Source organism: Paludibaculum fermentans (assembly GCF_051172195.1).
Classification (GTDB): domain Bacteria; phylum Acidobacteriota; class Terriglobia; order Bryobacterales; family Bryobacteraceae; genus Paludibaculum; species Paludibaculum fermentans_A.
The window spans coordinates 2,520,626-2,543,738 of the sequence record NZ_JBPJAQ010000001.1 but is presented as its reverse complement, the minus strand read 5'-3'; the positions used below and the strand labels follow the sequence as shown (position 1 = coordinate 2,543,738).

The following is a 23,113-nucleotide window of genomic DNA, read 5'->3' as shown; positions in this document are numbered from 1 at the left end:
AGAATATCTGCATGTCAGTCCGCAGTGTGTCCCCCCGCCTGAGCCGCCGCCTGATGCTGGCCGGCGCCGCCGCCAACGCACTCTCCTCCGCCGCGCCCGTCAGTCTTGGCCGCAAGATCCGCCTGGCCATGTGGGGCCTGGACGGGCATCCCGGCGACATCACCAAGCCGCTGGCGCAATATCCGGACGTTGAACTGGTGGGTGTCCAGGACTGGAACCAGGCCGCGGCCCGCAAGACCGCTGGCGGCAAGGCGCAGGTGTTCACGGACGCGCGCAAGATGCTCGACGAAGTGAAGCCGGACGTGGTCGCCATCAACAACAACAATGGAGAGCGCGCCGCCGCCATTGTGGAATGCGCGCATCGCAAACTGCATGTGATGGCGGAGAAGCCGCTGGCGCTGACACGGCCCGACCTGGAGCGGGTAAAGAAGGCGGTGGCGGACAGCGGGATCAAGCTCGGCATGCTGCTGCCAATGCGACTGGACCCGGAGTTCCTGGCCCTGAAGCAGATTGTCGAATCCGGTGAGATCGGCGAGGTGATCCAGATCTCGTCGCAGAAGTCGTATCAGTTGGGCGAACGGCCGGAGTGGATGAAGAAACGGGCCACCTACGGCAGTACAATCCTGTGGATCGGCATCCACATGTTCGACCTGATGCGCTGGACCAGCGGTCGCGAGATGAAGGCCGTGAGCTCGTTCATGGGCATTGCAGGCGACCTGCGGCAGGGCGAGATGGAGAACTCCACGGCCTCCAGCTTCCGGCTGGACAACGGCGGGACCGCGACCCTGCATATGGATTATTGCCGCCCGGCCATGGCCGGTTCCCATGGTGACGACCGTGTCCGCCTGGCGGGCACCAAGGGTATCGCCGAGTACATGGCGGCCACCGGCGTGACGGTGATGTCGAGCACCCGGAAGCCGGAGAAGCTGACGCAACTGCCGCCGGCCGGTGCGGTGTTCGGCGAGTTTCTGGAACACGTTTACCTGGGCAAACCCACTGCCCTGCCCTTGCCGGAGATCTACCGCCTCTGCGAGATCACCCTGGGCGCGCACGAAGCCGCCGTCAGCGGCAAAGTTATTCCGTTATGAAGATCAACAGCACCCTTACCGCTCATTCGCTGGAGAAGAAGATCCAGCATCTGTTTGAACTTTCCGCGCAGAAGATTCACTCCCTGGAAGCCGGGTGGAGCCCCGCTCAAGGCTCACCGGTATTCACGGTGGAGGGCCGCTACACCAGCCGTGGCTGGACCGAGTGGACCCAGGGCTTTCAGTTTGGGGCCGCCATCCTGCAGTTCGATGCTACCGGCGAGAGCGTAGCCCTGGAAGCAGGCCGCAAAGCCACGGTGGCCTTGATGGCTCCGCATGTGTCGCATGTGGGCGTGCACGACCACGGCTTCAACAACGTGAGCACCTACGGCAACCTGCTGCGCCTGATGAACGAAGGCCGAATTCCTGCCGATCCGTGGGAGAAGAGTTTCTACGAACTGGCGCTGAAGTGCTCTGGCGCAGTGCAGGCGGCCCGCTGGTCGAGAACAGCCAATGGCGGCGGGTATATCTACTCATTCAACGGACCGCATTCGCTGTTTGTTGACACCATCCGGTCGCTGCGCGCCCTGGCGGTGGGCCACCGACTGGGCCATGTCCTGATGGGTGAGAACGATCGCAAGATCTCGCTGCTGGGGCGACTGGTGGACCATGCGCGCGCCACGGCGCAGTATTCGGTCTACTACGGAGAAGGACGCGATCACTACGATCTGCGCGGCCGCACTGCGCACGAGAGCGTCTTCAACGTGAACGACGGCAACTACCGCTGCCCGAATTCACAACAGGGCTACGCGGCATTCAGCACGTGGACCCGCGGCCTGGCGTGGGCCATGTGCGGCTTCGCGGAAGAATTGGAGTTCTTGCAGACCCTGGCCGATGAAGAACTGGCGCCGTTCGGCGGGCGGACCGCGATCGAGGCGATGATGCGCAAGGCGGCAGAGGCCACGTGCGACTTCTACATCGCCTACACGCCTGTGGATGGCATTCCTTACTGGGATACGGGGGCACCGGGGCTTTCGAAGATGGAGGGGTGGACAGAACGAGCTTCGGATCCGTTCAATCCGCACGAGCCGGTGGACAGTTCAGCCGCGGCGATTGGCGCGCAGGGCCTGTTGCGCCTGGGCCGCTACCTGGGCAACGGTAGCTACTGGCAGGCGGGCCTGACGGTCTGCGACAGCCTCTTCGACACGCCGTACCTGAGCACGGATCCTGAGCACCAGGGGCTGATCCTCCACTCGGTCTATCACCGCCCGAACGGCTGGGACCGCATGCCCGGGGGGGACGGTGTGCCGCGCGGGGAGTCGTCGATGTGGGGCGACTATCACGCCCGTGAGGCTGCTTTGTACCTGCAGCGGGAGATCGCGGGCAAGCCGTATCTCACGTTCTGGAGTTGAGTAACCAAGCGGTCAGCGATCGGGTTGCACCTGATTGCTGACCGCTGGAAACGGCTTACTCTTTCGGCTGGCTCACCACACAGCGGAAACCAACGTTGGGCGCCGTAAAGCGAGCCGGCAGGGTGATGAATTCGGCCGAGACGGCGTCCTGCACCGGACGGTCGAAGGCACCGCCTTTGGCGGCGTACCAAGGCTCGTTGCCGGTTGGCGGCGGATTCAGGATGGTGGAAAAGGCCTGTACTGCGCCGGCGCTGGGGGTGCGCTGTTCATCCACCCATTCCCAGACATTACCGGCCATGTTGAGAGCTCCGAACGGGCTGGCTCCGTTGGCCATCGAGTCGGCAGGAGCCAGCGGCTTGTTGTCGACTATGGCCTTGGAGGAATCCGGCTCGTTGCCCCAGGGATAGATGCGGCCATCCTTACCCCGTGCGGCCTTCTCCCATTCGAGCGGAGTGGGTAGGCGTTTTTCGACCCAGGAACAGTAATCCTTGGCCTGCAGGACGCTGACATAGGTCACCGGATAGTTGGGGCGGGTGTCGTCCAGGTCCTTCGGCAGCGGGATGTTTTTGGTGCGGCAGAACTTCACGAAATCGCCACGTGTGACCTCGGTGCGGTCAACGAAAAAGGTGGGGAGTTCGTGCGACTGTTTGTCGTTGCCGGCCAGGAACGCTCCGCCCTCCACCAGCGCCATGCCGGGCGGCGGGCCCATGCGGCGGTTGCGGTCAACGGCCTTGAAGATCAGATCCTTCTTGAAGAGCACCACTCCGATGAAACCGACGCTGATCAGGGCGGCCACGAGGAGAACGACCACGGTGACCTTCTTGCCCGAAATGCCGGCAGGCTCAGGCTGGGGCACGGGCACCGGCGGCAGCGGCTGCGGTGTAGGAACCGGGACCGGCGGAGGAGGAGGCGGCGGCACCGGGTGGGGCTGCGGGACAGAACGCGGATGCAGCACCTGATCCAGGACTGCGATCACCTCTGTAAAAGTCGCCGGCCGCTCGATGGGATTCTTGGCCGTCATCCGGCCGACGAGGGCCACCACCGGCTCCGGTACGCCCTTTTCGCGCAGGGTGTCGAGTTTCAGCGGCTCGTTCAGGATCTGATAGAACAGCCGTTCGATGGTATCTCCGCTGACGGGGCGGACGCCGGTGAACAGCTCGTACATCAGCACGCCATACGCATAGATATCGACGCGCTCGGTGGCAGGGTCGCCCATGATCTGCTCTGGCGACATATAGTAGGGCGTCCCCACCTGGAAGCCGGTTTTGGTGAGGTGCAGATCCTGCGACTTGGCGATGCCGAAGTCCATCAACCGGACGCGCCCCTGCGGGTCGATGTGGAGGTTGTCGGGCTTGATGTCGCGGTGGATCAGTTTCTGCTGGTGGACATACTCCAGCGCTTTGGCGCCCTGGAGCGCGATCCCGATTTGAGTCCGCACATCGCCGGAGGAACCGTCCTTGATGGCGGTGCGCAGGTCGGCTCCGGTGAGGAACTCCATCACGATGTAGGGCTTGCCCTGTTCCTCGCCGTAATCGAAGATGCGGATGACATTATCGTGCATCAGCGAGGCCGACATCTTGGCCTCGGCCAGGAAGCGGGCGCGGGTTTCCACGTCCGCCGCACCTTCGGGGGTAAGGATCTTCACGCAGACCACGCGGTTCAGCACAGTGTCGCGAGCCTTGAAGACGTGCGACATGCCGCCGCCGAGAAACTGGTCTAGCTGATATTTGCCAAACTGCGCGGGGAGTTGCATGGGCCTTGTAGAACGATAGCGCGGTGCGGGCCGCCGTGCCAAAAACAAAACAGCGTTCTACAGGATGATCTGGTCAGTCCTATCGTTCGGCGAGGGATTTCCACCGGCCCAGGTCCTCTACCGTCTTCTTGCCGGCCTGCCAGGTGATGAGGGGCTCGAACACCTTGGCCAAAGGATGGCCATAGTGGACGCGAGTGTCGCTCTCGATGCGCGTGCCGCCGTCGCCAAGATCGGTCAGGACATACGCTGCGTCGGTAGAAAACATGTTCTGAAAGCCCGCATGGGTGGCCAGACGGCGAGCCGGCACCCACTCGCACACTTCGTTGACGATCTCCAACTTCTGATTGTTGTTATTGCGATCTTCCATCACCCAAACGCTGCGGCTGCCTATGCCGTGCGCGCCAGGCGATTCCTCGCGCACCTCAATCAACCAGCCGACCCAGGCCTTGAGCTTCCCGGACTCGGTGAGCCATGGCCAGACATCAACCGGAGACCGCCGCACCACTACACTGGCCTGCATGCGCCCCGCATCCGAACGCAGGCCGAGGCCCATCAAAATGACGACAGCCAGGAGGAGGACGCCCAGCAGTCCGCCCCCGATATAGAGAACCCATTTCATTTATTCGCTCCTCTGCAGTTTCGATCTCCATCCGGCAAGTGCGCCGCCCAGCAGGATGCCGGCCGGCACCAACACGACGTGGCAGACGGGGAACCAGATCGGGCTGCGGTCGGCAAACGGCAGCACGACACAGGGTGTGAACAGCAGAGAGAGCAGTGCGAGTTGCGCGCAGTCACGAGAGGCGGCCTCGCGTTGCGCCCTCATTGTGAAACCACCGCAGAAACCGCCGAGCAGGCCTAGTGCGAGGCTGATCAGAGCATAGTCCGCCCCGCGCAGCGAGTCCGCCTTCAGCGGGATCTGGGTGAGTAGCAGCGACCAGGCTGATTCAAATCCGGCAATAGGCAGGACACAGACGAGAAGCGGGAACACGAGTAAACGGGAGAGTGCGCCCTGGCGGCAACGCATGGCCAGCAGAGGCCCAGCCGAGTGGACCGCCTGCCGGAGGTACCACCAACGGGCTCCGCGTTCGCCCAGCCGCGGCAGGACGGTGGTCAAGTACTCTTCCTCCAGGTCGCCGGGAATCGTCTGCCATTCCTGTTCAGGCAGACAGAGCCACAGCAACGCCTGGGCGGCCCGGGGCGGTGCAGCCATCAGGACTGGCCTCCTGCCAGGTTCAGGCCGTCGAGCATGCTCCGAAGTGCCTGCTGCGAGCGTTCCAGCGCCTGCATGCCTTCCGCTGTGGCACGGAAGGTGCGCTTGGCGCGTCCGCCGCGCTCGGCCGTCGGTTCGCCCAGGGTCGAAGTCACCAGGCCTTTCTCAGCCATGCGGTCGAGGGTGGCATAGACGGCCCCGATCGCCACCTGACGGCCGGTCCGCTCATCAATCTCCTGCCTCACCCGCATGCCGTAAGCCTCGTCGCCCAGGCGCAGCAGGGCCAGGAGAACCAATTGCTCGAATTCGCCCAGGTAGTCGCCCTTCGACATTTTCTACATACTAGAGAAAATGGGAAAGGTGGTCAAGCAGAATCTGGACCGTTAATTACTTTTTGAAGTGCATCAGCAGGATGCCATAGCCGACACCCGCTTCATCGGAGCTTTTGGCCACCTGGAAAGCCATCATCCGTCCATCGGTGGAGACCACTGGATTGGACGACTTCCAGCCCTCGTAGTCGTTGAAGTACGTCAACCTCTCAAAGCTGCTACCCGTGCCGTCGAGTTTCAGCTTCCAGATATCCACGTCGCGGAACAACTTGGTGGAGCCCATCAGAACGCCTTGCCGGTCGGATTCCACACAAGTGTGCGTGCCGCCGGGGAAAATGCCTTCCACCTCGTTGTAGCTGCCGATCGACCGGGTATGGTTCACCACCTGCTTGGTGGCGAGATCGATCGTCCAGACAGATCCAAGGCCCTTGGGCTCGTAGCAGGTGAAGGTCATTTTGCGATCGTTGTCGAAGAAGTCCTGGGCCTCCAGGGTGCAGGAGTTGTCGGGACTGGAATGGACGACGTGCTTGTTCTTCAACTGGGGTTGCGGCCCGGTCAGATCCACTTCAGCCACCATGAGGTTCGATGCGCCGCGCGGCAGGGCGGGGTTCTGTCCGCTGGTTTCGGAAAACGAAATCAGCATGGACTGCTTGGATAACGCCGCGCCCTCGCTCATCTTCTGTCCCAGCCGCACGGGTTTCGAACCCGGTGTCTTCGACAGGAACCAGAGCTCGTTGTCGCGGCCGCGACTGGTGTGGATGTCGGTGAAGTGCTCGGCGCCAATCAGGATGTAATCGCCTGAGGAGAGATGCATCACGCGCAGGAACGCGGCTCCAGGGATATTGCAGGTAAGGCATCGGACCTGGCGTGTCTTCAGGTCAATGGTGAACGCATCGCCGAAACTCTTGGCCATGAAAGCCACGGATGAATTGGAGGGCGAGAAGTCGGCCCGCTCCCCGAAATGCGTCAGCACTTCGATGTTCTTCGGCAGGTTGTCCAGCGGACTGGCCTGCTTTCGGGGCGACTGCGCCAGGGCGGCAAGGGCGATGAGTGAGGCGAGGTAGAGCTTCATGGCTGCGACGTTGAGTCGAAACCAATGTACTGCACCTCTTCCTCGAGGTCGATGCCATACCGTTCGCGGACGCGCCGCTTGAGTTCGGCCACCAGGCGGCGGACTTCGGCCGCTGTGCCGTCTCCAGCGTTGAAAACCGTGTTGGCGTGGTATTCGGCGACGCGAATCCCTCCGTCGGACAGGCCACGCGCACCCACCTGGTCCAGGAACCAGGCCGATGGCACCTTGCCGCCCTTGACGACCTCGGCCGGAACTTCAGCGCGGGCGGCGGCAGGCAGGTCCGCCAGAATCAGGTTCTTGAAGATGCTGCCGGCGCACTTCATCTCGGGTGGGAACTTGCGGTTGCGGACTGCCAGGATCTCCGACGATGTCTTTTGCAGTTCGACGGCGTCACCGGGGCGCAGGCGCAGTTCCGCCGACAGGATCAGCCAAGGCTCGCCCTGCAGACGGTTGCGTTTGAAGATGCTGCCGCGGTAGCGGAACTCGCAGCCAGACTTGCCGGTCTCGCGAACGGCCTTTCCATCGAAATAGCGGACACGTTCGACGACATCGGAGATCGACGCGCCGTAGGCTCCGGCGTTCCCATAGATCGCCGCCCCCACATTGCCGGGTATACCGGTCATCGACTCGATTCCCTGCAATCCGTGCGCGGTGGTGTAGTCGACCAGCTCCTGTAGGGCCGCTCCGGCCTGGACCCGCACGAGAGTGCCATCCGATTCGATCGCGCCGCCGCGATAGCGCAGCACGATCCCGTCGTACCCTACATCGGCCACAACAAGATTCGTACCGAGGCCGATGACCAGGTGCGGCAGTCCGCTCTCCTTCGCGATGCGGAGGGCTTGCAGGAACGCCGCTTCATCCTCGCTATCGACAAACAGCGTAGCCGGACCGCCCAAGGCAAAGCGAGTGTGACGCGCCAGTGGTTCGTTGCGGCTAATCTGGAGAGACGGGACCAATTCGAGGCGCTCGTGCGCCTCTTGCACAGACAGCATTGTCCCAATTGTAGGGGAGGCAGCCGAATGCGTGCCAGCTTTGCCGGAATGCCCAAGGAATCCATCAAGTTCCTGAGGGATCTGGAGAAGAACAACAATCGCGACTGGTTTGAAGCGAACAGGGCCACCTATCTGGAAAAGGTGAAAACGCCGCTGGAGGCGCTGGTGACGGCCGTGGGCGCGGAGATGACGAAGTTTGCTCCGGAGGCGGCAACAGCACCGGGTAAAGCGATCTACCGCATCTACCGCGACACCAGATTCAGCTCAGACAAGACGCCGTATAAGACCCACCTCGCCGCATCGTTCTACCGCAACGACCTGGGCAAACACATCGCCGGCGGGTTCTACTTCGAGATCTCGCACAAGTATGTCGGGTTCGCCGGTGGGGTGTACATGCCGGAAGCCGAGAATCTGCGACTGATTCGCGTCCACATAATGGACAACTTCAAACGCTTCCAGAAGCTGCTGGCGGATAAGAAACTGGCCGATATGGAGGCGATGAAGGGCGATGCGCTCAGCCGGCCGCCCAAAGGGTTCCCTGCCGACCATCCCGCCATCGAATGGCTGAAGCGGAAGCAGTTCTTCTACTGGCGTGAACTGCCCGCGGAACTAGCCACCAGCCCGGAATTGCTGGGCGAGATCTGCTCACGATTCAAAGCGATGGCCCCCATGATCAGCTTCCTGAACGAACCGCTCTTGTCGATGAAGCAGAAGCGCGCTCCCCTGGAATCCGGCTGGATCTAGCGGAACTACCGGCCTGGGTGCGAGTAGTCGTTCACGTTCGGGATCAGTTCCTGATACGTTTCGTTGGAGAGCGGGGTGTGCCAGTGGCCTGTGAGCTTGGCCGCCCCCACCAATCCGAAGAACAGCATAGCCACGCCGGCCGCCATCACCCACGCCGGCACGGGTTTCCTGGAGGGCACCATCAGCGCCATGTGGAGGGTGTCCTCAACCGGACAGACCGCCACACACTCCAGGCAGCCCAGGCATTCCGCCGACTGGATCTGGATCAGTTTATCTACGGGGAGACGGGAGGGGCAGGCCTTGGCGCACTTGCCGCAGTCGATGCATGATTCGGCTTTGCGCTGGATCTTCATCGGGCTCAGCATCGATACCAGCCCCATCAGTGCGCCATAGGGACACAGGTAGCGGCACCAGAAGTTTTGGACGAAGACGGAGGCCAGCATCAGGACTCCTACCGTGATCGCCGCCGCCATTCCCATGTTCCGGAAGAAGTTCAGCATTTTGACGTCGGCGACCAAGCCGTACGGTGACTCCAGGAACTCCTTCAGGGCGATCGGCGGCATGGAGAAGACGGCATAGAAGAACAGGCCGAAGAGGATGTACTTGAGGCTGCGCAGGCCGATGTCGAGCCATCGGGGCAGGTAGAAGTTGCGTTTGAAGGTATCGCGGCCCAGCTTCCAGAGGTACTCAGACAGCGTGCCCACCGGGCACAACCAGCCGCAGAATGCCTTGCGGAAGAATATCGACGCCGCCAGAAATGCCACGAAGAGCACCATCGCCGCGGGATGTACGAGCGGTACCTGCCCGGTGAGGACGAAGTAGCGGGTATTCATCATGCCCGCGATGGGCAGCCATCCCTCGACCCCCGGCGGACGGGTGTACCCGGACAACCCCGCGCCCTCGAACTGCCGGACGAACAGGTAGAACTGGAAGCCGATCCAGAGATTCAAGCCCAGGAAAGAGAACTGGACGGCACGCCGCAGCATCTGCGAGCGGTCGGCTCCGATACGCCGGACAAACGGCTTTTTCGGCTTCCGGCCGGAAGCGGCGGGCGGTTGGGCAACTGCTGGCGCTGCACTCATGGCCTCATTGTGGACTTTCGCCACAGGAAAGGCTGTGACTCAGGTCACTTGCCCAAAGTCTGCCGGGCCATGCCCACGACGGCGTTCACGAAGATTGAGCCTATCGCCGTTGGAATCATGATCTTCCAGCCGATATTCATCAGCTGGTCGTAGCGATAGCGAGGGAAAGTGCCACGCATCCAGATGAACAGGTAGAGCACGATGAACAGCTTCAGAGCCCACCAGAAGACCGGAGCTGAGGGACCATTCACGGCAGGAACCATGAAGAGCGCCGCCACACCCAGAAAGGCGATACCAAGCCCTGCCATACCAATGGTATAGCCCGGAATCGGCTGGCGGCGGGAGAGATATAGGCAGCCGAGCCCGGTGCCGCCAAAGACCAACAGCGGCGTGCCATAGTTCATTGGAACGGCCAGCCAGGACACGCTGGGGAAGGGCCGCAGCCAGCCGCCCCAGAACAGGGTCACCAGGACGCTGCCCACGGCGAACATGTTGATGTATTCCGAGAGCATGTAGATGCCCCAGCGGAAGCCGCTGTACTCGGTGTGATAGCCGGCCACGAGTTCTGATTCGGCTTCCGGCAGGTCGAATGGCGCGCGGTTCGTTTCGGCCACCGAACTAATGAAATAGATCACCATCGGCACCAGCATCAGGCCGAAATTATCAAAGGCGAACCAGATGCCCTGCGCCTGCTGTGCCCGAACGATGCCCGTCAGCGAGAGCGTACCCGCGCACATGACTCCGCTCATCAGCGCGAGGCCGAGGGCCACTTCATAGCTCACCAACTGTGCGGCCGAACGGAGTCCGCCGAGCAGCGAATAGTGCGAGTTTGACGACCACCCGCCCAGAATCAGGCCGAGGATGCCAACGGCGGACATGGCGGAAATCACCAGCAGCCCGACATTCACGTCAGCCACTTTGATCGTGTCCGAGAAGGGGACCACCGTGAGGCAGGTGGCGCCGGTGAAAAAACTGATGGCCGGCGCGAATCGGAAGATCCATTGGTTGGCGTCCTTGGGGACGATGTCTTCCTTCAGCAGCAGTTTGACGGCATCGGCCAGGGTTTGGAGAACGCCATTCGGACCCACGCGCATCGGACCCAGCCGCGCCTGCATGTCGGCCAGCACCTTGCGCTCCAACAGAACAGTGAACGCCACGGCCAACGGAGCCAACGCAATGATGATGATCCCTGTAACCAGCGGGATGAACCAGGGTTGTGTGAAAACGGTGCTCATCGAATAGGGCCTCTCATCGTTGGAAACTCTGCTGCGCCAGGCGGACGAACGGTTCCGGATAGACGCCGATCACCAGGGTCATCACACCGGTCACCACCAGGGCGACCTGCATGCCGAAGCTGGTGCTCAACGCGGGCGTCTCCTCTTCCTCCGTCTCGATGAACATCGCCTTCACCATCCGCATGTAGTAGTAGATGGCGACAGCAGCATACAGACAGCCGAGGACCGCCAGCACATAGTGGCCGGTCTCGATCAGCGAAAGGAAGATAAAGTACTTACCGAAGAATCCGGCCGTGGGTGGAATGCCGGCCAGCGACAGCAGGAAAATCAGCATCCACAGAGCGTGCCCGGGCGACTTCTTCATGAGGCCGCGGAGGTCGTTGATGTCTTCCCCGGCCAGGCCCCTGCGGGTGAGCGAGGTGAGCACCAGGAACGCGCCCAGGTTCATGAAGGTATAGACCAGCAGGTAAATCAGGACGCCTTTGTAGCCGGTGTTGTTGCCAGCGATCACGCCCAGCAGGATGTAACCGGCATGATTTACTGAACTGTAGGCCAGCAGGCGCTTCGTATTAGTCTGGGTGATCGCCGCCAGGTTGCCGATGGTCATCGAAAGCACGGCCGCGGCGATGAGCAGAGGCTCCCAGGTGGCGCGGGCCGAGCCGAGCGTACTCGCGAACAACCGCATCAACAGGGCGAACGAGGCGGCTTTGGAACCAACGGCCAGGAACGCGGTAATTGTCGTCGGCGCACCTTCATAAACGTCCGGCACCCACATATGGAACGGAGCGCCGCCGATCTTGAACAACAGCCCGACGGTCGTAGTGGCGATGGCCAGGAACAGGATGGTGTCGGAATGCCCGCGGGTGGCAACAGCCTTGGCAATATCGTTGAGTTGAGTGGATCCGGCGATTCCGTAGAGAATCGAGAAGCCGTAGGCCAGGAAGCCCGAGGAGAGCCCACCCAGCAGCAGGTACTTCAGCGCCGCTTCGTTGGAGCGCTGTTCGGCGCGCAGGAAGCCAACCAGCACATAGAACGAGACGGCCATCGTTTCCAGGCCGACAAAGATGGTGACCAGTTCATTGCCGCTGGCCAGGAAGAACATGCCGCACTGCGCCAGCATCAGGATGCCGTAGTATTCGCCGTGATGCTCATCCCGTACTTCCAGGTAGCGGTAGGAGATCAGCCCTACGATCAGGGTGGTGATGAGGAAGATCCAGTGGAAGAACAGGGAGAAATGGTCGATGACGACAGCGCCGTGAAAGGCCGAGATCTCGCCGCCGTAACTGGCCAGGCTCTTGCCCTGCATCCAAAAAGCGCGTCCTGCAAACGCTTCGCCGAGACCGACGAAGATCAGCAGGTATTTGCGCTGATGCGCTTCCGGGAAGACCCAGAAGTCGAACAGCAGGGTGGCACAACCAAACAGCGCCAGCAGCAGGACCGGCAGCAGCACAAAGTTGTCGAGCGACGTGTAATACACGCTCATCGGGAGGCAACCTCCGGAGTGTGGGTGGTAGGCGCAACCGCGGCGTTGGCCGTGTCATGTACGCGGTGCACAATCTGCGCTACCGGCTTTTCCAGGATGTCGAAGTACGGCTTAGGATAGACGCCGATCGAAATGGCCCAGATGATTAGTGGAATGAAAACCGCCCATTCACGCCACTTCAGGTCCGGCAACCCTTTGTTCTTCTCGTTGGTGACCTCACCCAGCATGGTGCGCTGGTAGAGCCACAACAGATATGCGGCGCCGAAGATCACGCCCAGCACCGCAAAAGCGGCCCAGACCTGGTTGGCGTCGAATGCTCCCTGCAGGATGGTGAACTCACCAACGAAGCCATTCAAGAGTGGCAGGCCGGCACTGCTCAGCATGGCGATCGCGAAGACGATGGCGTAATTGGGCATGATGTGCGCCAGACCGCCGTACTCCTTGATCTCACGTGTGTGACGGCGCTCGTAAATCACCCCCACCACGAGGAACAACATGCCGGTCGAAATCCCATGGTTGATCTGTTGAATGATCGATCCGGTGATGCCGCTCTGGTTCAGGGCGAAGATGCCGAGGGTGCAGAAACCCAGGTGGCTGACCGATGAGTAGGCCACTAGTTTCTTCCAGTCCTGCTGCATCAGGCTGACCAGGGCTCCGTAGAGGATACCGATGATCGACAGCACCGCCACAATCGTGACGATTGTGTGATCGGAGCTCGCTTTGGGCAGTAGCGGGAGCGAAAACCGGATAAAACCGTATGTGCCCATCTTGAGGAGGACCGCGGCCAGGATCACCGATCCGGCGGTCGGCGCCTCGGTGTGGGCGTCCGGCAGCCAGGTGTGGAACGGGAACATCGGCACCTTGATGGCAAAGCCCACGAAGAAGGCCCAGAAGACCCACTGCTGGGTGGCCAGCGGCAGGTTGATCTTCATCAGTTCCGCGATCTCAAACGTGTAGCGGCCAAACTGAGCAAAGTAGTTGAAGTAGAGCAGCAGGATGCCCAGCAGCATCAGGACGCCGCCGGTCAGCGTGTAGAGGAAGAACTTGATGGCTGCGTACAGCTTTCTGGGGCCGCCCCACACGCCGATGATGAAGTACATCGGGACGAGGACCATCTCCCAGAAAACGTAAAACAGCAGGAAGTCCATGGAGATGAAGACACCCAGCATGCCCGTCTGCTGGAGCAGGAACATGGAGTAGTATTCCTTCTCCCGATCCTTGATGGCATCCCATGAGGAGAAGATGGCCAGGAAGCCCATGATCGTCGTGAGCATCACCATTAGCACGCTGATGCCATCGACGCCGATCAGATACTGGACGCCCAGTGACGGAATCCACTCCGCACGTTCGACGAACTGATAACCCCCATTGGAACGGTCGAAGCCAATAATCAGCGGCAGCGAGACCAGAAAGCCGATGGCCGCGGTGATGTTGGCCCAAAGCCGGATGAATGTCTTCTGCGACTTGGGGATGAACAGCAGAAGGAAGAGTCCGGCCAGCGGCGTGAACAGGATGACCGAAAGTAGGTGTCCTTGCATATCTCAATAGCTCCGCTAGCGAACCCACCAGAAGTATCCGAACATGGCGAAGACTCCGGCGATAAAGACGAGCGCGTACGACTGGAGGAAGCCGGTCTGGAAGAACCGCACCGGGAAGGAGAGCGCACGGACGGTGTAGGCGCTCAAGTTGACGAGCCCGTCAACGATCCAGGTGTCGTACCACATGGAGATGCGGGAGACCATCTTGGTCAGCCAGGCCGTGCCGTTGACACCGCCATCGACCACGGTCCGGTCAAAGGCGCCCATCAGCGTGCCGCCGCGCATCGAAAACCCGCGAACGAACAGGAAGTCGTAGATCTCGTCCACATACCACTTGTTGTAAAGAATTGGATGGAGTGCGCCGCCTGTCGGCCGGTCGGACTCCTTCATTTTCAGGTAGATGTGGCGAGCCAGGAAGATGCCGGAAAGGGCCGCGCCAATCGACAGGCCCATCAGGATCCATTCCATGCTGGTATCGTGGTGCTCGGCTCCATGCTCCGCCACCTCCTTGCCGGTTTCGAACACCGGTGCGAGCCAGTGTTCCAGCCCTTGGAAGAAGCCGTTTTCCCCGAAAACCTTCGGCATGCCGATCCAGCCGGCGCCGATGGACCCGGCGGCCAGCACCATCAACGGAATGGTCATCGACTTCGGCGACTCGTGGATGTGGTGCTTCGTGTGTTCGTCCATGCGGCCTTCGCCGTAGAACGTCATGAACATCAGCCGCCACATGTAGAACGCGGTCATCAATGCGGTACAGAAGCCTACAGCCCACAGTACCTTGGAGCCGAGCGGCGACGACCACGTCTGCCACAGAATCTCGTCCTTCGAGAAGAATCCAGCCAGTCCGGGAATGCCGGCAATGGCCAGTGAGGCGATGAACATCGTCGTGAACGTGATGGGAATCTTGCTCCGCAACCCGCCCATTTTGCGCATGTCCTGCTCGCCGCTCATGGCGTGGATCACCGACCCGGCGCCGAGGAAGAGCAGGGCTTTGAAGAAGGCGTGCGTGTAGAGGTGGAAGACGCCCACCCAGTAGGCGCCAACGCCCACCGCAACGAACATGTACCCGAGCTGGGAAACCGTGGAGTAGGCCAGTACGCGCTTGATGTCGTTTTGAACCAGCCCGATGGAAGCCGCGAAGATGGCTGTCGCGGCGCCAACCGCGGCCACGATGTGCGAGGTCTCGGGAGTCAGGGCAAACAGCGCATTAGACCGGGCGCACATGTAGACGCCAGCGGTCACCATGGTGGCGGCATGGATCAGGGCACTGACCGGGGTGGGGCCTTCCATGGCGTCCGGAAGCCACACATACAGCGGGATTTGCGCACTCTTACCCGTGGCGCCCACGAACAGTAGTAGGGCCGTCAGGCTCAGGACGCCGAAGAATCCAACCTCGGGAGCGAACCGCGCCGATCGCAGCGCTTCGTTCACGTCGACGAAAGTAAGCGACCCGGTGAGCTGGAACAGGAAGAACATGCCCAGAATGAAGCCCGCATCACCGATCCGATTGACGATAAAGGCTTTCTTGCCCGCATCGCCGGCGCTTTTCTTATTGAAGTAGAAGCCGATGAGCAGGTAGCTGCACAGGCCCACACCTTCCCAGCCCACGAACAGCAGGGGGTAGTTGTTGGCCAGAACCAGCGTCAGCATGAAGAAGACGAACAGATTGAGGTATCCGAAAAAGCGATAGAAGCCGCCGTGCCGGGGACCGTGCTCGTGGGCCATATAACCGGTGGCGTACACGTGGATCAGGAACCCGATGCCGGTGACGACCAGGATCATGACACTGGACAGAGGATCCAGCATGTAGCCCATGTCGGCGTGGAGCAATGGGAGCCACTGGAACAGGATGACCTGGTGCACTTTCACGGGCAGCGAAGCGAGTTCGAGAACGGCGCCCAGCGAAAGCAGGAACGACAGCAGGACAGCTCCGGGACTGATGATGCGGATGGCGGCCTTCGGTAAACTGCGGCCAAAGAACAGCATGATCGCCGCGCCGCAGAGCGGCAGGATGGGGATCAGCCAGATGAGATCGAGGAAGTTCATCGTGCCGGCTCCTCCTACCACTTCAGCAGGTCGATTTCGTCGACCAGCACCGTTTCCTTGTTACGGAAGACGGCGATCAGGATTCCAAGGCCAACCGCGGCTTCCGCCACGGCAACGGTGATGATAAAGATGGCGAACACCTGGCCGTTCAACTGCTGCAGATGCTTGCTGAAGGCGACCAGATTGATGTTGACCGCGTTCAGTATCAACTCGAGGGACATCATGACGACCACAGCATTGCGGCGCAGCAGGATTCCCACGGTGCCGATGAGCAGCAACGCGGCGCTCAGGACCAGATAGTGTTCCGTGGTGATGGGGTGCAGCATGGGATCAAATCCTCTTTTTCGCCATGATGACGCTGCCGACAACCGCCACCAGCAGCAGGATGGAGGCCAGTTCGAAGGGCACCAGATACTGTTTGAAGAGCACCTCAGAAAGCGCTTCAACGTTGCCCGCTGAGGGGATTTCAGGCGCCGACTGCCCCAAATGCATGCTGCCGGCCCCCTGGCGCAGGAACCAGGTGATGAGCGCCCCGCAGCCGATGACGCAGATCACGGCGGCGATCCAGTGGCGGTGGAACTGCCGTTCGCGTGCGGAAGCGTCCAGATTAACCAGCATGATGACGAACAGGAAGAGCACCATGATGCCGCCGATGTAGAGCACAATCTGGACGGCAAACAGGAACTCGGCCTTTTGCAGCAGGTACAGCCCAGCAACGCCGGCCAGCGACCCGATCAAAGCGAGGGCGCAGTGGATGGCGTTTCGTAAAGTGACGGTAAGGATCGCGCCGATGAGTGTCAGCGCGGCAAACGCATAGAAAAATCCGGTTTCTAGCATGGGCACACGTCGGGTATGAGAACCCGCTCCCTGTCAGTCTGGGGGCTCTTAGAACTTGTATTTGGTAGGCTTGATGCCCTCTTCGAGGATCTGCCGGTCAAAGATCGCCCCTTCCCGCGAGTAACTCGCCAATTCAAAGTCCTGCGTCAGTTCCAGAGCGTCTACCGGACAGGCATCTTCGCACAGGCCGCAGAACATGCAGCGCGAGGTGTCATAGGTGAAGTTGATGAGATCTTTGCGCTTGGTCTCCGGGTTGCGTTCCCAGCCGACAACGATCAGGTTTTCGGGACACGCGAGGGCGCAAAGATCGCAGGCAATGCAGAGGGTCTGTCCGTTCTCCGGGTTGATATTCAACCGTGGAGCGCCGCGATAACGTTCGGCGATCTTGGGGCGTTGGGCCGGATACTGCTCGGTGACGATGTTCTTCGGATGCTGAGTCCGGAAGGTCACCATCAGGCCCTGCACAAGGTCGACGAGAAAAATGGTTCTCAGAAGCTTACGCATGGTCGTTTAGATCCGCCGGGGGTTAGCGGTCCACCTCCCCAAGCACGATATCGATAGTGCCGATGATGGCCACCAGGTCCGCTACGAGCGAACCGCGCGCCATCTTGTCGAGCGATTGAAGATTGACGAAGGACGGCGGCCGCACCCGGCAGCGGTAAGGCTGCGTGGAACCGTCGCTGACGATGTAATAGCCAAGTTCGCCCTTGGGCGCTTCGATAGAGACGTAAGCCTCGCCCACCGGCGGCTTCAGAACTTTGGGCACCTTAGCCATGATGGGTCCAGTCGGGATGTCGGCCACGGCTTGGCGGACAATCCGCACGCTCTGGCGCATCTCCTGCATTCTCACCATGTACCGGTCGTAGGTATCGCCGTTTTCTCCGGTCGGGATGTCGAACTCGTACTTCTCGTAACCGGAGTAAGGAAGGGCCTTGCGGATATCCCAGGCGCACCCGGCGGCGCGCAGCATGGGGCCAGTCACACCGTAGGCTTTGCAGTCCTCGATGTTCAGGATTCCGACGCCGATCATGCGTTCACGCCAGATGCGATTGCCGGTGAGCAACTCTTCGTACTCATCGATCTTCGGCAGCATCATGTCGCAGAAGTCGTTTGTTTCCTGCTCGAAGCCCTCATAGGTCTCATACTGCAGACCGCCGATGCGGAAGGCGTGCGTCGTCAAACGGGCGCCGCAGTACTTCTCGAAGATGTTGAGCGCGTATTCGCGCTCGCGCATGCAGTAGAACAGGGGAGTGATCGCGCCGATGTCGAGGGCGTGGGTGCCCAACCAGAGCAGGTGGCTCGCGATGCGGTTGAGCTCCGTGAGGACGACGCGGACGGCCTGGGCGCGAGGAGTGGCCTCGGCGTTCAGGAGCTTTTCCACGGCCAGGCAGTAGCCCAACCCATTGGAAATTGCTGCCACGTAGTCCATTCGGTCCACATAGGGCGCGAACATCGTGTACGTGCGGTTTTCGGCGATCTTTTCGACGCCGCGGTGCAGGTAGCCGATCACCGACTCGGTGCCCAGCACACGCTCGCCGTCGAGTTTTACGATCACGCGCAGCACGCCGTGAGTGGAGGGGTGCTGCGGCCCCATGTTCAGAACGAGTTCAGTGGAATCGAGGAATGTTCCCGCCATGGCTATTGTCCGCTCTCGATCCCCAGGTTCTCCTGGACCCACTTCTGATCCATGTTCAGGATTCCGTTCTCCTTGCGCAAGGGGAAGGTCGACCATTCATCCGGCAGCAGGATGCGCCGCATATTCGGGTGTCCTTCGAACTCGATTCCGAACATGTCGTAGACTTCGCGTTCGAGCCAATCCGCCGTGATGTGAACCGTCGTGGCGGTCGCAACCCGTTCCCCGTCTTTGAGCAGGACTTTGATCCGTATGCGCTCGTTTCTCGGGAAGCTGTAGAGCACGTAGATGATGTCGAATTGCTCATCACGCTTTGGCCAGTGGACTGCGGTAATGTCCACCAGGTAATCGAAGCCGTGATTGTCCTTTAGAGACTGCAAGATAGGAATCACGGACGCTGGTTTCGCAACCAGGAAGTTCTGCCCCAGGTAACTCAAGAAGGCGGAGATCTGGTCGGGAAACTCAGCAGCCAGAGTGGATGGCAACTCGCCTTCCCACGGTGCGGTAACCATGACAGCCGGAGGTTTGGGCGCAGGGGGGACCGCCGGCTTCGCGGCGGCCGGAGGCTTTGGCGCGGCTGCTGCGGCTGGTTTCGGCGCCGCGGCCGGGGTTACCGGGGCGGCATCGGGAATTTGTGGAGCGGCGGGAGGCGGTTGAGCTGGCGGAACAGGCTCCGGCGCGGGGGCGCCTTCCGGCTTTAGGTCGTCAGGCATGGAAGAATCCTAACTGAACATTCAGGGTTATCACAACCGGAAATTCGGTGTCAAATGTCCGAAGTTCCCCGAGTGCTGTGAACCCTTTGCAGAAGAGGGCTGCGCGGGCCTCCGGCGACAAAAATACCTCAAAAACCGAAGGCCGGAACTGGTTCGCAGCCCGGAAGCATGCCGGGCATGGCCGAAGCGGCCTCGTTTCGACCGAACATTAACGTCAAGTTAAACTTGAGGGACGAGCCTGAAGAGGGCGGCGCACAAGGCCGGAAACCTCCCGGACTGTGGAGTTGTTCCGCCGCCGCTACAGCCGTGTCCAAGAGATTGTAAAATGGGGTTAATCACTGTTCTCCGAAGGAGCTCCCGTAACAATGCTGAAGCGAGTTCTGGCGACTGCCGCCATTACCTTGAATCTGGTTTCCGGTCTGGCGCTGGCGCAGAAGAAGGGCGACGCGGATAAGGGCAAGGAAGTGTTCGAACAATGCGGTGTGTGCCACAACGCCACGACCGATGAAAAGAAGATGGGCCCCAGCCTGAAGGGGTTGTACAAGAAGCCGAAGTTGGCGAATGGGCAGAAGCCGTCGGATGCCGCCATCCTGGGCATCATTAACAAAGGCAAGGGCGCCATGCCGGCATTCGATGAAGTGCTGAGCGCTGACGAGAAGGCCGACCTCATGGCCTATCTCAAGACCATCTAGTTCAACTACTTAGAGGGCACGCCCGTTTCAGTCACCTCGGCTGTCCACTGTAGTGCCCGAAGGTAAACGTCGGCAACAACCCCAAGCTCCAGTTGGAGTTGCCGGCAGTGTGGAGCCAAATCCTGGGGGGACGCGCGCTCATAGGATTCGACAATCCGGGCCAGCGCCCCCAGGGGCCCTTGGCTTCGTCCAAGCAGAGCGGCCGCCAATTCCTCTCCCAACCCCAACTGCTGTACGACTTCGCTCATTGGCGCTCCCAGCAACGCATCCATCAACGTAAACATGCCGGCCATGAAGGCAAGGGACTTAGCCATCTTCAGGCCAGCCTCTTCGGCCAGCAGTTCGCACATACGGGCGCGAGTCAGTGCGGCATCGACAATCTCACTACTGCGGCCGGCCGCAAGCGTCGGCAACAGGACGAACGTAATCCAGCGGCGGGTTTCGTTTTCGCCCAGCCGCATCAGGCACTGGTGCAGGCTGGAGATCTCACGGGGCGCCCCGAATCTCGCCGAATTGGAGTATTGGATCAACCGATAGCAGAGCCCGACGTCTGGTGCGATGGCGGCTTCCACCTTCTCAAGTGTGAATTGATCGGCACCGAGCAGCGCCAGCAGCTTCAGCTTAGTATTGTGGCGGGCGTTCAAAGTCCGCCCTGTGACCACTCGCGGCCGGTGTAGAAAGTACCCCTGAAAATAGTCGTATCCGGCGGCCAGGGCGGAATCGCGCTCTTCCACGGTTTCGACTTTCTCGGCGAGCATCCGCAGCTTGCGCTGCCTCAGTTGGCGTGCCAATTTCGCCGAATCGGCGGCTGAAATGGCGCGCAAATCCACCTTGACCCAATCGACGACATCGAGCAACGGCTCAAACTCCGGCCGGCCTGTGTAATCATCCAGGAGCAGCAAATATCCGAGCTTGCGCAGCTCCCTGCAGGCGCTCAGGACTTCCGCATCGGGCTTCACATTCTCCAGGATTTCCAGGCCGACGAGGTCTGGTGGCAGCGAGCGGATGCGATCGTCCAGCAACATGCTGCGAGGCACGTTAATCAGTGCACGGCGGCCTTTCAGAAGCGAATCCAGGCCGATGTCCAGGAAGCTGGCGGAGAGCACCTGCCAGCTCGCCAACTCATCATTGCGGGTGGTGGATGTGGCGTCCGGAAGGGCACGAAACAGCAACTCATAAGCAACCACGGTATTCGCGCGGTCAAAGATAGCCTGTCGGGCTACATGAACTTCAAGTGACATCCGCTTAATCTGGCTGGCCTATGGATTTCGACAGGCCAACCGGCAGTTCCACTTCCGCCGATGCCTCGAATCCGTACTATGTTATATCAGCGCATCTGTCAGCGTCTGAACACATATCGGCACGAATCCTTCAGTATCGGACAATTGCAGCGGCCCTGCCTGCGGGCGGATGAAGATTTGACCTCGGAGCCGTGAGGCGGCTAAACTAAAAAGGTCGGCGGCCCTGAGCCGCTGTGTGCGTCCCCATCGTCTAGCCCGGCCTAGGACACCGCCCTTTCACGGCGATAACGCGGGTTCGAATCCCGCTGGGGACGCCATTCTTTTGTATCCCCCCCATTCATCCTCCTCAGCACAGAACGGTGCAGGTTGCCACCTCGATAGAAGCTGCTTCACCGACCGGCGATATATAACGACAGGTCGGCGTTCAAGACGATCGGCTTCAGCGGAACACCATGCTGCTTGAGGTAGGGCGTGAGCCAGTCAAACTCGGCCGGTCCCGCGAAGAGAATGAATTTCGGGTTGCCGGCTTGAAATGAACCCAACTGGACCACATGGAGAGGAATGAACCGGGCCAGCACCTGGTTTGACCGGTCGAGCGTATCGGTCCCGGTGAATCGAACCGAGGATTCAGAATCGACCACGTTCACCAGCCTGGACTTGAGTTCGGCGGGAGCATACTCGTCGGCCTCGAGGTAGAGACTGCTGGGCGTGACCACGATGGGAATGTTTGGTTCCTGGCGGCTGATCTCGATCAGTTTTGCCCAATACCCGGTGGAAGCTCGCGGGTCGTGCTCAGCCACCCAACTGACTTCGAAACCCGCCCGAACCAGAAAGAAGATTAGCAGCGCGCCGGGCAGGACGACGGCGTGTCCGTGGCGCCACACTGGGCGGAGCAGGTAGACCACCCCCAAGGCCAACCCGATCATCGCGGGCAACCCGTAGCGGGGCACGTAACCTGAGCGCCCAGCCATGGCGAGAAGCACCAACCATGCGGGATAGATCGCAAAAGCGCAGATCAGTGCCAGTTCCGGGAGGGAGAAGCCGGCCTCGGCCTCTCTTGCACGATGCCTTCTCAGTACGCCCGGCAGTGCAAAGAGGACCCCGCCGACCAGCAGCAGGCTCAGGATGAGGGCCCAATTGACTTCCCCGCCCAGATACAGCTGGTAGGTCGACAAAAAGGTGCCCCATTTCGGCAGCGACCAGAAGTGGGTGCCAAAGGCCTCACGGTAGTGCATGGCGATGGGCACGCTAATGAGGAACGGCGCGCCGGCGAGCACGCAGGCGATCCACACACCCCAACGAACTCGGCGATTCAACAGGGACCACACGAGTTCGGCAAATCCGAAAATCGAGATGGAGGCAACCGCCAGGTGGTGGCAGGAGACAGCCATGGCGAGGACGACTCCGAACAGGGGCACGAAACGCGGCTTTTCCCCAATCCTCTGCCAAAAACAGGCCGCCACAGCCAGAAGTCCCACGAACAACGCGTAGCACCGCGCCTCCAGGGCATATCCGCGGAACGGCGACAGGGCGATCAACAGGACCGCGACCAAGCTGGCTGACCCCGTCAGCCGTTTACGGGTAAACCAGTAGACCCCGCAGAGCGTGAGCAGATAGCCAAGGATGGACGGAATCCGCAGCGTCACCATCGGGTCGAGCGGTAGAACTCGAACCACCTGAAGAATGGCATGAAATGGCGGGGTCATCCCATCGGCGCCTTCGTAGAGCGCTTTCCAGATGAGGGAGAACGGCTTCAGCGTGGAGACATGAACGGTAAACAGTTCGTCGTACCAGAAGAAGGTCCGACCGGCCGCCAGCGGCAGAATGAGCAACTCCCAGGCCACGAGTATTGCGAGAATCGCCGGCGCAAGCCGCGGAGAAGCCGCGATGCGCGCAAGCGTGCTCCCGGAACCCTTGGCCTTGGCGGGCGAACTAATCCCATCGGGCATCAATGCTATGGTACGCGACGGGTCGGAACTGGAAGCGCGGCTAAGTGGATTTGCTCCGTGCGGATTCGGAAGAATCAACTCCCAGACCGACTCGCCTAAGCATTTCCTAGCTATGGATCGGCGGGTG

At 60.8% G+C, this 23,113-nt stretch carries 22 protein-coding genes and 1 tRNA gene; 5 read left to right on the top strand and 18 right to left on the bottom strand.

The window, feature by feature from the left end:
- Positions 1–11 precede the first annotated feature (11 nt).
- Both ACR9Y2_RS10440 and ACR9Y2_RS10435 read left to right on the top strand, forming a co-directional pair.
- Entirely contained in the window at positions 12–1,088 is a 1,077-nt protein-coding gene (locus ACR9Y2_RS10440) for a Gfo/Idh/MocA family protein (protein WP_435041124.1), read from the top strand.
- Complete coding sequence (locus ACR9Y2_RS10435) at positions 1,085–2,437, top strand: glycosyl hydrolase (protein ID WP_435041122.1); 1,353 nt, start codon at positions 1,085–1,087, stop codon at positions 2,435–2,437. The genes ACR9Y2_RS10440 and ACR9Y2_RS10435 overlap by 4 nt, the downstream gene beginning before the upstream one ends.
- Positions 2,438–2,492: 55 nt before the next feature.
- Here the strand turns inward: ACR9Y2_RS10435 and ACR9Y2_RS10430 are convergent, their stop codons facing one another.
- The 6 genes from ACR9Y2_RS10430 to murB form a co-directional block, all read right to left on the bottom strand.
- A complete protein-coding gene (locus tag ACR9Y2_RS10430; RefSeq protein ID WP_435041120.1) occupies positions 2,493–4,190 on the bottom strand; it encodes a protein kinase domain-containing protein in 1,698 nt (565 codons plus the stop codon).
- A 79-nt stretch (positions 4,191–4,269) separates the two neighbouring features.
- On the bottom strand, positions 4,270–4,809 hold the full coding sequence (locus tag ACR9Y2_RS10425; RefSeq protein ID WP_435041118.1) for an SRPBCC family protein: 540 nt from the start codon (positions 4,807–4,809) through the stop codon (positions 4,270–4,272).
- Complete coding sequence (locus ACR9Y2_RS10420; protein WP_435041116.1) at positions 4,810–5,400, bottom strand: hypothetical protein; 591 nt, start codon at positions 5,398–5,400, stop codon at positions 4,810–4,812.
- Complete coding sequence (locus ACR9Y2_RS10415; protein ID WP_435041114.1) at positions 5,400–5,732, bottom strand: PadR family transcriptional regulator; 333 nt, start codon at positions 5,730–5,732, stop codon at positions 5,400–5,402. Before ACR9Y2_RS10415 ends, ACR9Y2_RS10420 begins: the two co-directional genes overlap by 1 nt.
- Before the next feature lie 55 nt (positions 5,733–5,787).
- The gene (locus ACR9Y2_RS10410; RefSeq protein WP_435041112.1) at positions 5,788–6,801 is read right to left on the bottom strand and encodes a TolB family protein; all 1,014 of its coding nucleotides are present in this window, start codon (positions 6,799–6,801) and stop codon (positions 5,788–5,790) included.
- Complete coding sequence (gene murB, locus ACR9Y2_RS10405) at positions 6,798–7,793, bottom strand: UDP-N-acetylmuramate dehydrogenase (RefSeq protein WP_435041111.1); 996 nt, start codon at positions 7,791–7,793, stop codon at positions 6,798–6,800. The genes ACR9Y2_RS10410 and murB overlap by 4 nt, the downstream gene beginning before the upstream one ends.
- A 27-nt stretch (positions 7,794–7,820) precedes the next feature.
- Here murB and ACR9Y2_RS10400 point away from each other — a divergent pair, with 27 nt between their 5' ends.
- Complete coding sequence (locus tag ACR9Y2_RS10400; protein WP_435041109.1) at positions 7,821–8,537, top strand: DUF2461 domain-containing protein; 717 nt, start codon at positions 7,821–7,823, stop codon at positions 8,535–8,537.
- Between the two features lie 5 nt (positions 8,538–8,542).
- Here ACR9Y2_RS10400 and ACR9Y2_RS10395 read toward each other — a convergent pair whose 3' ends face one another.
- The 10 genes from ACR9Y2_RS10395 to ACR9Y2_RS10350 are packed head-to-tail and all read right to left on the bottom strand — an operon-like array spanning position 8,543 to position 19,104.
- A complete protein-coding gene (locus ACR9Y2_RS10395) occupies positions 8,543–9,619 on the bottom strand; it encodes a 4Fe-4S binding protein (RefSeq protein WP_435041107.1) in 1,077 nt (358 codons plus the stop codon).
- A 44-nt stretch (positions 9,620–9,663) separates the two neighbouring features.
- The gene (locus ACR9Y2_RS10390; protein WP_435041105.1) at positions 9,664–10,854 is read right to left on the bottom strand and encodes a complex I subunit 1/NuoH family protein; all 1,191 of its coding nucleotides are present in this window, start codon (positions 10,852–10,854) and stop codon (positions 9,664–9,666) included.
- A gap of 13 nt (positions 10,855–10,867) precedes the next feature.
- Positions 10,868–12,337 carry an NADH-quinone oxidoreductase subunit N gene (locus ACR9Y2_RS10385; protein WP_435041103.1) on the bottom strand — a complete coding sequence of 490 codons (1,470 nt, stop codon included), beginning with the start codon at positions 12,335–12,337 and terminating at the stop codon, positions 10,868–10,870.
- Complete coding sequence (locus tag ACR9Y2_RS10380) at positions 12,334–13,875, bottom strand: NADH-quinone oxidoreductase subunit M (protein ID WP_435041101.1); 1,542 nt, start codon at positions 13,873–13,875, stop codon at positions 12,334–12,336. Before ACR9Y2_RS10380 ends, ACR9Y2_RS10385 begins: the two co-directional genes overlap by 4 nt.
- Positions 13,876–13,890: 15 nt before the next feature.
- Entirely contained in the window at positions 13,891–15,921 is a 2,031-nt protein-coding gene (gene nuoL, locus ACR9Y2_RS10375; protein WP_435041099.1) for an NADH-quinone oxidoreductase subunit L, read from the bottom strand.
- 14 nt (positions 15,922–15,935) lie between these two features.
- On the bottom strand, positions 15,936–16,247 hold the full coding sequence (gene nuoK, locus ACR9Y2_RS10370; RefSeq protein ID WP_435041097.1) for an NADH-quinone oxidoreductase subunit NuoK: 312 nt from the start codon (positions 16,245–16,247) through the stop codon (positions 15,936–15,938).
- Between the two features lie 4 nt (positions 16,248–16,251).
- Positions 16,252–16,758, bottom strand: a complete 507-nt coding sequence (locus ACR9Y2_RS10365; RefSeq protein WP_435041096.1) for an NADH-quinone oxidoreductase subunit J family protein — start codon at positions 16,756–16,758, stop codon at positions 16,252–16,254.
- 48 nt (positions 16,759–16,806) lie between these two features.
- A complete protein-coding gene (locus tag ACR9Y2_RS10360; protein ID WP_435041095.1) occupies positions 16,807–17,262 on the bottom strand; it encodes a NuoI/complex I 23 kDa subunit family protein in 456 nt (151 codons plus the stop codon).
- Between the two features lie 22 nt (positions 17,263–17,284).
- Entirely contained in the window at positions 17,285–18,394 is a 1,110-nt protein-coding gene (locus ACR9Y2_RS10355; protein ID WP_435041094.1) for an NADH-quinone oxidoreductase subunit D, read from the bottom strand.
- 2 nt (positions 18,395–18,396) lie between these two features.
- Positions 18,397–19,104, bottom strand: a complete 708-nt coding sequence (locus tag ACR9Y2_RS10350) for an NADH-quinone oxidoreductase subunit C (RefSeq protein WP_435041093.1) — start codon at positions 19,102–19,104, stop codon at positions 18,397–18,399.
- 365 nt (positions 19,105–19,469) lie between these two features.
- On the opposite strand from ACR9Y2_RS10350, the gene ACR9Y2_RS10345 reads away from it, so the two are divergent.
- On the top strand, positions 19,470–19,796 hold the full coding sequence (locus ACR9Y2_RS10345) for a c-type cytochrome (RefSeq protein WP_435041092.1): 327 nt from the start codon (positions 19,470–19,472) through the stop codon (positions 19,794–19,796).
- 5 nt (positions 19,797–19,801) lie between these two features.
- Here ACR9Y2_RS10345 and ACR9Y2_RS10340 read toward each other — a convergent pair whose 3' ends face one another.
- Positions 19,802–21,037 (bottom strand): EAL and HDOD domain-containing protein, encoded by a 1,236-nt coding sequence (locus tag ACR9Y2_RS10340; RefSeq protein WP_435041091.1) that lies wholly within the window; start codon positions 21,035–21,037, stop codon positions 19,802–19,804.
- A gap of 239 nt (positions 21,038–21,276) precedes the next feature.
- Here ACR9Y2_RS10340 and ACR9Y2_RS10335 point away from each other — a divergent pair.
- Positions 21,277–21,354, top strand: a tRNA-Glu gene (locus ACR9Y2_RS10335).
- A 72-nt stretch (positions 21,355–21,426) separates the two neighbouring features.
- On the opposite strand, the gene ACR9Y2_RS10330 is transcribed toward ACR9Y2_RS10335, so the two are convergent.
- Positions 21,427–22,986: a hypothetical protein gene (locus tag ACR9Y2_RS10330; RefSeq protein WP_435041090.1), complete on the bottom strand. Its 1,560-nt coding sequence runs from the start codon at positions 22,984–22,986 to the stop codon at positions 21,427–21,429.
- Positions 22,987–23,113: the final 127 nt, after the last annotated feature.